The sequence below is a fragment of the Aquidulcibacter paucihalophilus genome (assembly GCF_002105465.1).
Taxonomy (GTDB): Bacteria; Pseudomonadota; Alphaproteobacteria; order Caulobacterales; family Aquidulcibacteraceae; genus Aquidulcibacter; species Aquidulcibacter paucihalophilus.
Window position 1 is genome coordinate 1 of the sequence record NZ_NCSQ01000063.1, and the last position, 8,483, is coordinate 8,483.

The 8,483-nt window shown below is 56.2% G+C and carries 10 protein-coding genes; 7 read left to right on the forward strand and 3 right to left on the reverse strand.

Features of this window, described 5'->3' with window-relative positions:
* Positions 1-506: 506 nt before the first annotated feature.
* On the forward strand, positions 507-1,028 hold the full coding sequence (locus B7364_RS05170) for a phasin family protein (RefSeq protein ID WP_085338872.1): 522 nt from the start codon (positions 507-509) through the stop codon (positions 1,026-1,028).
* Here the strand turns inward: B7364_RS05170 and B7364_RS05175 are convergent.
* The gene (locus B7364_RS05175) at positions 1,025-1,645 is read right to left on the reverse strand and encodes a TetR/AcrR family transcriptional regulator (RefSeq protein ID WP_198534055.1); all 621 of its coding nucleotides are present in this window, start codon (positions 1,643-1,645) and stop codon (positions 1,025-1,027) included. The genes B7364_RS05170 and B7364_RS05175 overlap by 4 nt on opposite strands.
* 167 nt (positions 1,646-1,812) lie before the next feature.
* Here B7364_RS05175 and B7364_RS05180 point away from each other — a divergent pair, with 167 nt between their 5' ends.
* The 5 genes from B7364_RS05180 (at position 1,813) to B7364_RS05200 (ending at position 6,335) form a co-directional block, all read left to right on the forward strand.
* Positions 1,813-3,501 carry an alpha/beta fold hydrolase gene (locus tag B7364_RS05180; protein ID WP_085338874.1) on the forward strand — a complete coding sequence of 563 codons (1,689 nt, stop codon included), beginning with the start codon at positions 1,813-1,815 and terminating at the stop codon, positions 3,499-3,501.
* 100 nt (positions 3,502-3,601) lie between these two features.
* The gene (locus B7364_RS05185; RefSeq protein WP_085338875.1) at positions 3,602-4,504 is read left to right on the forward strand and encodes an alpha/beta fold hydrolase; all 903 of its coding nucleotides are present in this window, start codon (positions 3,602-3,604) and stop codon (positions 4,502-4,504) included.
* Entirely contained in the window at positions 4,501-5,031 is a 531-nt protein-coding gene (locus B7364_RS05190; RefSeq protein ID WP_085338876.1) for a hypothetical protein, read from the forward strand. Before B7364_RS05185 ends, B7364_RS05190 begins: the two co-directional genes overlap by 4 nt.
* Entirely contained in the window at positions 5,028-5,780 is a 753-nt protein-coding gene (locus B7364_RS05195; protein WP_085338877.1) for a GNAT family N-acetyltransferase, read from the forward strand. The genes B7364_RS05190 and B7364_RS05195 overlap by 4 nt, the downstream gene beginning before the upstream one ends.
* Before the next feature lie 54 nt (positions 5,781-5,834).
* Positions 5,835-6,335 (forward strand): GAF domain-containing protein, encoded by a 501-nt coding sequence (locus tag B7364_RS05200; RefSeq protein ID WP_085338878.1) that lies wholly within the window; start codon positions 5,835-5,837, stop codon positions 6,333-6,335.
* 226 nt (positions 6,336-6,561) lie between these two features.
* Here B7364_RS05200 and B7364_RS05205 read toward each other — a convergent pair whose 3' ends face one another.
* Positions 6,562-7,431, reverse strand: a complete 870-nt coding sequence (locus tag B7364_RS05205; protein WP_085338879.1) for an SDR family NAD(P)-dependent oxidoreductase — start codon at positions 7,429-7,431, stop codon at positions 6,562-6,564.
* Between the two features lie 69 nt (positions 7,432-7,500).
* On the opposite strand from B7364_RS05205, the gene B7364_RS05210 reads away from it, so the two are divergent.
* Positions 7,501-8,103: a TetR/AcrR family transcriptional regulator gene (locus B7364_RS05210; RefSeq protein WP_157893506.1), complete on the forward strand. Its 603-nt coding sequence runs from the start codon at positions 7,501-7,503 to the stop codon at positions 8,101-8,103.
* A 24-nt stretch (positions 8,104-8,127) separates the two neighbouring features.
* Here B7364_RS05210 and B7364_RS05215 read toward each other — a convergent pair whose 3' ends face one another.
* Positions 8,128-8,442: a hypothetical protein gene (locus B7364_RS05215; RefSeq protein ID WP_085338881.1), complete on the reverse strand. Its 315-nt coding sequence runs from the start codon at positions 8,440-8,442 to the stop codon at positions 8,128-8,130.
* Positions 8,443-8,483 lie beyond the last annotated feature (41 nt).

Here is an 8,483-nt window from a genome sequence, read left to right on the forward strand (position 1 = left end):
ATGAGCGCCCTGACCGAAAGGTCGGGGCGTTTTTTTGTGCGGCACAAGGTCCCGGATCGGCTACCGCCGTCCGGGATGACAGCGGCATATAGATTTCCACTTAGAACCGCTTTGGTGAAACCTGTGTTTCACCAAAGCGGATGGTCGAGTTTGAGCGGGACATCTGGGTCGTCAAGTGTCGGTTTTCTTTGAAAACCGATCGCACCGCGACGCAGCAAAGCTGCGCACTTGACCACCCAGCTGTCGCAAGAACAATTGAAGCAGCGGTTTGGTGGGCCGGAAGGATCACCAANTCTCCCTCCGAATGTGCGCAATGAGGTCCCGGATCGGCTACCGCCGTCCGGGATGACAGCGGTTTGTGATGCGCGCCGTACCCGTCAGATCAGGCAAAGAATGCTGCATTGCAGCATTTAGTATGCGCTTTCTAAAAGTCCTCGCTATATCCTGCCCATCGAATACCAAAGGGCTGCTCCTCCCCCCCACGCAGCCCGGTAAAGGAGAGAAAAATGACCGACGTAAACAAAGTCACCGAAACTGTTGAGACTGCTCGTAAAGAGGGCCTCGAAATCGCCCGCAAGATCTGGTTGGCAGGCGTTGGCGCTTATGGCCGCGTGTATCAAGAAGCCGCTGGCCGCGTGGAAAAAGTAACGGGTGCAGCCAATGAAATGTTCGACCAATTGGTTGAAAAGGGTGAGCAAGTGGAAGATCTGGTTCGCGCCAGCATCTCCAAGAACGAAGCCGCTGGCAAAGTGACCGAATATGTCGAAAAGACCACGGCACAAGTCAAAACCGCTTCGGAAACCCGCATCCATGAGTTGGAAGAGCGCTTTGAAGCCGTTCGCAAGACCGTTGTTGAGAAGGTTTCGCCCTTCATGGACAAAGTCGCACCGATCAACATCTTCGCTTTGGGCACCCAAATCGAAACCTTGACCGCTAAGATCGAAGCTTTGACCGCTGAAGTAGAAGCTTTGAAGGCGGCTAAGGCTGCGCCTAAAGCGTCGAAGAAGACCGAAACCGAAGCTGCTTAAGCTGCGGGCTGATTTGGGCGGATAAAGCCCGTGATTGGCAACATGATCAGAGCCGCCGCGCGTGCAATCAGTGCGCGCGGCATTTCTGTAACTGGGGCATCAAATTCCATCCGAACCAATTGGAAAGCGAGGCCCAAGGCAAGCTGATTGACGAGGCCATCAAACGCCTCATCGGTGGCCACAATGGCTTGAGAGGCGCGCAGCGCATCCAGTAGGCCGTAGGCTGCGTCATGCTGAACGGCAAACATATGGCGGATCTGATTGGCCAAGCGGGCATCTACGCGGACAACCGATAGGGGTTCGCGGTAGGCAAAGCGGGCATCCCATGCCTCTTCCACCAGAATGTGGACCCATGTCCACGCCGTCTCAATCGTGGCGTTTTCGCCCGAACATGTTTCGAGCGCGGCACCCTTGATCGCCTCCAACTCTCCAATATGGGCGGACAGAAGGGCAGCGGCAATTTCGGCCTTGCCCTTGAAATGGTAGTAGAGATGGCCCGGTGACATCGAAAGATGGTTGGCAATATCGACAGCGGCCAAGGCACCAAAGCCCTCGCTGTTGAACAGCTCACGCGATTTTGCGAGGATTTTGTCCTTAGTCGGGCTGGTTCCACTCATGTTTCGGCATCCTAAAGCAGTCAGAAGCAGGCAAACGACGAAAATCCGTAACCAATCGCGCATATCACAGCACAAACAACTTCACGATTAGCAATTGCCGTCATAACCTCGCTTCTGACAATGCCTGCGAGGGTCGAGCAATGAATCATCGGGGCGGGGAGGTCTGAATGTCGAAGCAGAAAATCAATCTTGGTGACGAAGCCGCACAAAATACCGTGGCCCTGACGGCCATGATGGGCCTGGCCCGCGAAGACCTGATGGGGGCTGTTGCTCTGATGATGCGGGAAGTGACCGCAAAGCCTGCCACCACAACCAAGCATCTGAAAGCCTTGGGCGATGATGTCGTCAAAATTTTGAAGAATGAGAGCGATCTGGCACCCGATGCCAAAGACAAGCGCTTCATGGACATTACCTTCAAATATAACCCCATCTATCGCATGGGGATGCAATATTATCTGGCCGTGCAAAAAAACGTTGGCACCTGGCTGGCTGATCTCGATCTCGATGAGATGGAAAGGGCCCGCGCCAGTTTTGTGTCGCAAATGATCATCGACTCAATCTCGCCTACCAATACGCTGATCGGCAATCCTGCCGCTATCAAGCGCGCGTATGAAAGCGGCGGCATGAGCCTGATTAAGGGTCTGCAAAATGCCTATCGCGACCTCACGGAAAATGGCGGCCAAGTCAGCCAAGTCGATAAGCGTCCATTCAAAGTGGGTGAAAACTTGGCGACCTCTAAAGGTGCGGTTGTCTATAAGACCGAGATGATGGAGCTGATCCAATATGCGCCATCGACCGAGCAGGTCCATGCTATCCCCTTCTTGATCATCCCGCCACAGATCAACAAGGCCTATGTGAACGACCTCTCGCCCGACAAAAGCATCGTCCGCTTCTTGGGCTCTTTGGGCTTGACGACATTCCTCGTGTCGTGGCGCAATCCACGGGTGGAACATCGCGATTGGGGCTTAGCCGAATATGTCGATGAGCTGATTAAGGCTAGCGATGTGATCTTAGAGATCACCAAGGCCAAAAAGCTCAATGTGTCGGGTGCCTGTTCGGGCGGGATCACCACGGCAACCTTCCTATCTAAACTCGCAAGCCTTGGCGATAATCGCGTCAATGCGGTGAGCTTAATGGTCAATGTGCTCGACCCGCAAAAGGAAGATTCCGAAGTGGGGGCGTTGGTGTCCGAGCATGGGATTGAGCTTGCCCGCCAGCGCTCTGCCAAAAAGGGTATTTTGGAAGGCGATTCCTTGGGCCGGATGTTTGCGTGGATGCGGCCGAATGATCTCATCTGGAATTATGTCATCAATAATTATCTGATGGGCCAAGATCCCCCGCCATTTGACGTCTTGTTCTGGAATAATGACACGACCAATTTGCCGGCGAAATTGCACTCGGACTATCTCGACATGTATCCCAAGCAGCCGTTCGCCAGACCGGGCGAAGTGGAATTTGCCGGCCATATTGTCGATTTGACTAAGGTCAAAAATGATCTTTTCGTCATTGCTGGCGTCACCGACCACATCACGCCCTGGAAAGCCTGTTATCGTACGACCCAATTGGTCGGGTCAGACAATATTGAATTCATTCTCTCCCACTCGGGCCATATTCAGGCGCTGTTGAACCCACCGGGCAATCCCAAGGCGAAATATTACCGCAATGAGGGCAAGCCACCGCCAACGACGGATGAGTGGATGGCAGAGGCTAAAGAGGTTCCAGGCTCGTGGTGGCCCTTGTGGGGCGAATGGCTGAAGGCGCGCTCTGGCCCGATGAAGGCCGCCCCAACAGATGTGGGCAGCAAGAACCATCCAGCTGGCGATCCAGCGCCTGGCCGCTACGCGTTCAATGAGTAAAAAGCCTATATCGGGCGGACCATTCCAAGCGTAAGAGTTTGGCAACCATCTTGATCGACCATAAAGCCCAGCTCAGGGATCGCTAAAAGGATAGTCTAACGTGTCTTCACCTACCGAAACGACAGGCCGCAAGGCCCAGTTCGAACGCGTCACCATCGGCGGGCGCACCGTCCGCGCCGCCGTGTGGCGCACGGACCTTCCCGGTAAAGCAGGTAAGGACCGTCCGCGACCGATCCTGTTTTTCAACGGCATCGGGGCCAATATCGAGCTGATGGCCCCTTTGGCCGATTGGTTTGTTGATCGCGACATCATCACGTTTGACATGCCAGGGGTTGGCAAGTCCCCCAATCCGATTTTGCCCTATCGCCCATGGATGATCTGCGCTTTTGCCGCCAAGCTGTTGGATCATTACGGCTTTGATGTGGTCGATGTCATGGGTGTGTCATGGGGCGGGGCAATGGCCCAGCAATTTGCGTGGCAGAACCCCAAGCGCACCGGCCGTTTGCTCTTGGCTGCAACCAGTATGGGCATGTTGATGGTGCCGGGTGACCCCGAAGTTTTGATGAAAATGGCCAGCCCCCGTCGCTATGTCGATAAGGAATATATGTTGGCCAATTTCCGTACTTTATATGGCGGCGATGCCAGCGGGTCGGATGGCCATGCCTCGCGCCTGCTACCGCCTTCCACCATTGGCTATATGCAACAGCTGACCTGTATGATGGGTTGGACAAGCGCTTGGTTCTTGCCCTTCTTGCAGGCCAAGACGTTGGTGATGATGGGTGACAAGGACAAAATCGTACCGGAAATCAATGGCCGTTGGATCGCCAGCCTTGCCCCCAATGCACGGCTTCACATCGTGAAGGGCGGCGGACATTTGTTCTTGGTCTCCTTTGCCGAAACCATTGTCCCTGTGATGCGCGACTTCTTTGATGAGGGCGAAGCCTGGTATGGCAAGACTGTGGTGTCTGAGGTGGCCAAACCTGCTGCGAAGAAAGCGGCATGAAATTGGGGGCAGGGGGGCATTGGCTGATCGTAGCAGCCCTCTTGATCTCGGCCAGTCCAGCCTGCGCCGCGGTACAAGCCGCAAGCTCCAGCCAGATCGCCTTGGCCTATGAAGTTGAACTTGCCGGCGCGCCAGCCGAAGCTTGGCAAAATCTAACCCAAATCTCGACCTGGTGGTCCTCAGACCACACCTATTCCGGCCAAGCCAAGAATTTGAGCTTAGATGTGCGACCGGGCGGATGCTGGTGTGAAACTTGGGCGACTGGTGGGGTAGAACATGCCCGCGTAATTATGGCCATGCCGGGCAAAGCTTTGCGGATAGAGGGCGGCTTTGGCCCCTTGCAGGGCATGGCGGTACGCGCGACCATGACCTTTAGCCTCAAACCCGCAACCCAGGCCGGCAAGACCAAGCTGCAGGTCACCTATCTGGTCACTGGCAGCACAGAGTCAAAGCTCGATGGCTTAGCAGCCCCAATTGACGGGGTCTTGGCGACCCAATTTGGGCGCTTGGCTGCTTTAGTCCGATGACAGTCGAAGATTTGCGTGCGGCCTTTGATGCCAGCCAAAGACGTCGAGCCGATATGGCCAACCTACCAAAGTCTTGGACGCAAACCCCATATGTGACCCGCGATCATGGCCAGATCATTTGGCAGAATATCCCGGCATCTGATGTTCAAGACGTGATTGCGGCTGAGCTAGACGTGGCCCGTGCGGCAGGGGCCCATGATCTTGAGTGGAAGCTTTATGCCCATGACGCGCCTGACGGTTTTGCTGAGGCCCTGATGGCGGCAGGCTTTGAGCGCCAGCCGACAGAAACCATCCTCACCCGTGCCTCTGATTTAGGCCCGCCCGCCCGTGTCCCGGGCCTCGAAGTCATCCAAATCCACACGCTGGAGCAGGCCAGTCATTGCTTTAACTTGGTGCTGCAAGCCTTTGGAAATAATTGGGATAAGAGCCCGGAAGACTTGCTCCAACGCGCCTTAGGCGCTGAGCCTTTTTGGTTGGGTCTCTCTCAGGGGCAACCCGTCTCGATGGGCCGCCTGACGCGGACAGAGGGTAGTGACTTTGCAGGCCTTTATGGTGGGGCGAGCCATCCGGATTTCCGCCGTCGCGGCTTTTACCGGCCCGTCGTACAGGCCCGCGTGCAAGCTGCCGCAGACATGGGCTGTAAGTGGGTGTTTTCTGAAGCCTTGCCGACGAGCGAGCCCATCTTGCGCGCCCTTGGGTTTGAAACCCTGTCTAAGGTCACAGGCTATCTTTACCGCTTCGCGCACTGAGACTTTCTGCCAGCACCACTGGCAATCGGGGCGGGCAGGTCATAGATAGCCGCCATGGCCGAAACTTTTTCCCCCGACGATTTGCCCCTCGAGAAGCCCGCTCGTTACCGCGAAGTGGAGGCGATGATCGCCTCTGTCGTGGCAGGCGAGACCAGCCACACCGCGCGTTATGCCACGGCCGTCAGCCTTCTGGTGCAGGCCTTTGGCCCACGTTTTTTCTGGACCGGCTTTTATGTGGTTGATCCCCTCAAACCGACAGAGCTGGTGGTGGGGCCCTATCAAGGCACATTGGGCTGTTTGCGCATTCCTTTTGGCAAGGGCGTGTGCGGGGCGGCTGCCGCTTCCGGCCAAACCCAAGTGGTCAAAGACGTGCATGCTTTTCCGGGGCATATTGCTTGCGACAGCCGCTCTAATAGCGAGATCGTCGTGCCCGTCTATGATGCAACCGGTGCCCTTGCCGCCGTATTAGACGTGGATTCCACGGAGCTTGCCGCGTTTGACGACGAAGACCAAGCAGGCCTGGAATCGATCTGCCGGATTTTGTTGAAGGCATAAGCGGGCGCTTTTGCGCCAGGGCGTGGGAGGAAGATTCGTCTTCTGGAACGCTTCTATGCCGCGCTGCGCCGGCCTTGCAGCAGCCCGACAATTCTTATTGCGCAAATTTGGGCACCCAGTTTGGCCCGGCAGAGCCTGCGGCACAGCCGGTATAAGGAGAAATAGCTCAAAAAACCAATTTATTAAATGTTGCATGGCGTTCGCAATGCCCCAAAGGCGCGGCACTCTAAACGCCCACCAAGTCTGCGCTATCCTGCCACAGTTTGGCGCAAGCGGCGTCGTCTTGGGCGATCACGGATGGGTCTGGCCACGTCAGGCGCGCGCGGCGCAAGCTTGCATAGACCTTGGCTTCTGGGGCTTTCGCGGATAGGGCGAGTTCGGCGAGGCCCCGCCCGGCCGCTTCCACGGTGTTGAAAGCAGGTGATAAGGGCACCACAAGCGGCAGGATTGGCCAAATCAGATTTCGTATGGCCCAGGAATGATGCCGCACGAGACCCGTGCCCGGGGTGGCACCGGGATCATAGGCAAAAACTTGCCAGCCTTGGCTTTGAGCCTCTGGTGTTTCGGCGAGGAAGCGGGCGGTCATCACATTGCACAGCTTGGAGGATGAATAGGCCCGCATGCCCGCCACTAGGTCAGATTTTTCGGGTCGGTCTTCCCGTTCCGGATAGGCAAGGCGATAGGCATCGGCGTGGCGGGGCGGGGGCACGCCTGTCTTCTCGCGCGGGTCATGCGTGCCGCTAGCGGTAATCACAATGCGGGCCCCAGTCGTCAGCCGGGGCATAAGTAAGCGTAGCATGAGATAATGTGCCAAATGATTGGTGGCAAAGGTGGCTTCAAAGCCGTCTGGCGTGCGGGTTTGGGCCGTAGGGGTTTGTCCTCCAGCATTGAGAATAAGATGCGAGACAGGCTCATCCGGCAAAGCGGCCACAAAGGCGCGCACAGCATCGAGTCGACTGAGGTCGAGCGCTAGGCCCTGCCAACCGTGCGGGACTTCTTGAACCATGCGCGCACCGATGATTTTGGTGCCCTTGAAATTCAGGCCTTCGGCTGCGGCCCGCCCCAGTCCCCGCGTTGCGCCCGTCATGATCAGCATGTCTTAATCCTTACGATGTAAAGTTTGCAACGCATAGATAAATTGCTAAGGGGCGTCAAGGAGGGTTTCGTGGATAAAAAATCCTATCACCATGGAGAATTGCGGGCCGCCCTGATCCACGCCGCGCTGGACATGTTGGAGCAGGACGGGCCAGATGGGCTATCCTTGCGAGGGCTCGCCCGCGCCGTGGGGGTAAGCTCAATGGCGCCCTATCATCATTTTGCCGACCGGGCAGAGCTTTTGGCGGCGGTGGCAACAGAGGGCTTTGAACGCCTGCAAATCCGCAAGCAGGACATCCAGGCGATCCAACCAAGTCTGCGAGAAGCGCTCGCCGCGGGTGGGGCGAATTATGTGCGCTTTATCTTGGACAATCCAAATCTGTATCGGCTGATGCGCAGCAAGGAATTTTCCGACCGCCACCGTTTTTCCGCTTTGCACCGGGCGGCGTCTGCCCCGGCCGCGACTTTGCTGGACTTAATGGCGCGCTTCTTGGACGAGCAAAGTCTGTCAAGCCCAAGTCCAATCGAGGGGGCTCAACTTTTATGGGCTCTCAGCCACGGGATTGGTACCTTGGCCCTTGAAGGCCAAATGCGGGCCGATATTGCGCCAGACCTTGCCTATCAAGGGAGTCTGGCAATGATTGATGGCTGGATTGCGGGCCTGAAGGGTTAGGCTGGCGTATCATTGCCTACACGCCTACTCGTCCATTGTTGGGGCATCCTTTATCTCCGACAGAACTTCCAAAAAGCTCTTGCCGTATCGCCGTTCAATTAGTGTCTTCGCTGAACTAAGCTGCGCGTCGGTTAGCTCCACATCGCCCCCCTCATGAAGCAAAAGAGCAAGCAACCAAATCGCGCTAATTCCACAATGATTATTGACGGCGCGGACACCAATCTCCTCCGTGCAATCTGATTTTTCTTCAGCGGTTTTCCAATCGCCGAAACGTTGGTAAAATTCACGCCAAAGATCTTCAAAATACAGGTCGCGAAACGCTTTACTCTGATCGCTCATTGTAGATTCTAGGCGAAGTGCGAGTTCCCGTTTCTAAGTTT

Coding starts and splice junctions, on each gene's coding strand:
- B7364_RS05170 (WP_085338872.1), top strand. CDS start 507: ATGACCGACGTAAACAAAGTCACCGAAACTGTTGAGACTGCTCGTAAA.
- B7364_RS05175 (WP_198534055.1), bottom strand. CDS start 1,645: ATGAGTGGAACCAGCCCGACTAAGGACAAAATCCTCGCAAAATCGCGT.
- B7364_RS05180 (WP_085338874.1), top strand. CDS start 1,813: ATGTCGAAGCAGAAAATCAATCTTGGTGACGAAGCCGCACAAAATACC.
- B7364_RS05190 (WP_085338876.1), top strand. CDS start 4,501: ATGAAATTGGGGGCAGGGGGGCATTGGCTGATCGTAGCAGCCCTCTTG.
- B7364_RS05195 (WP_085338877.1), top strand. CDS start 5,028: ATGACAGTCGAAGATTTGCGTGCGGCCTTTGATGCCAGCCAAAGACGT.
- B7364_RS05200 (WP_085338878.1), top strand. CDS start 5,835: ATGGCCGAAACTTTTTCCCCCGACGATTTGCCCCTCGAGAAGCCCGCT.
- B7364_RS05205 (WP_085338879.1), bottom strand. CDS start 7,431: ATGCTGATCATGACGGGCGCAACGCGGGGACTGGGGCGGGCCGCAGCC.
- B7364_RS05215 (WP_085338881.1), bottom strand. CDS start 8,442: ATGAGCGATCAGAGTAAAGCGTTTCGCGACCTGTATTTTGAAGATCTT.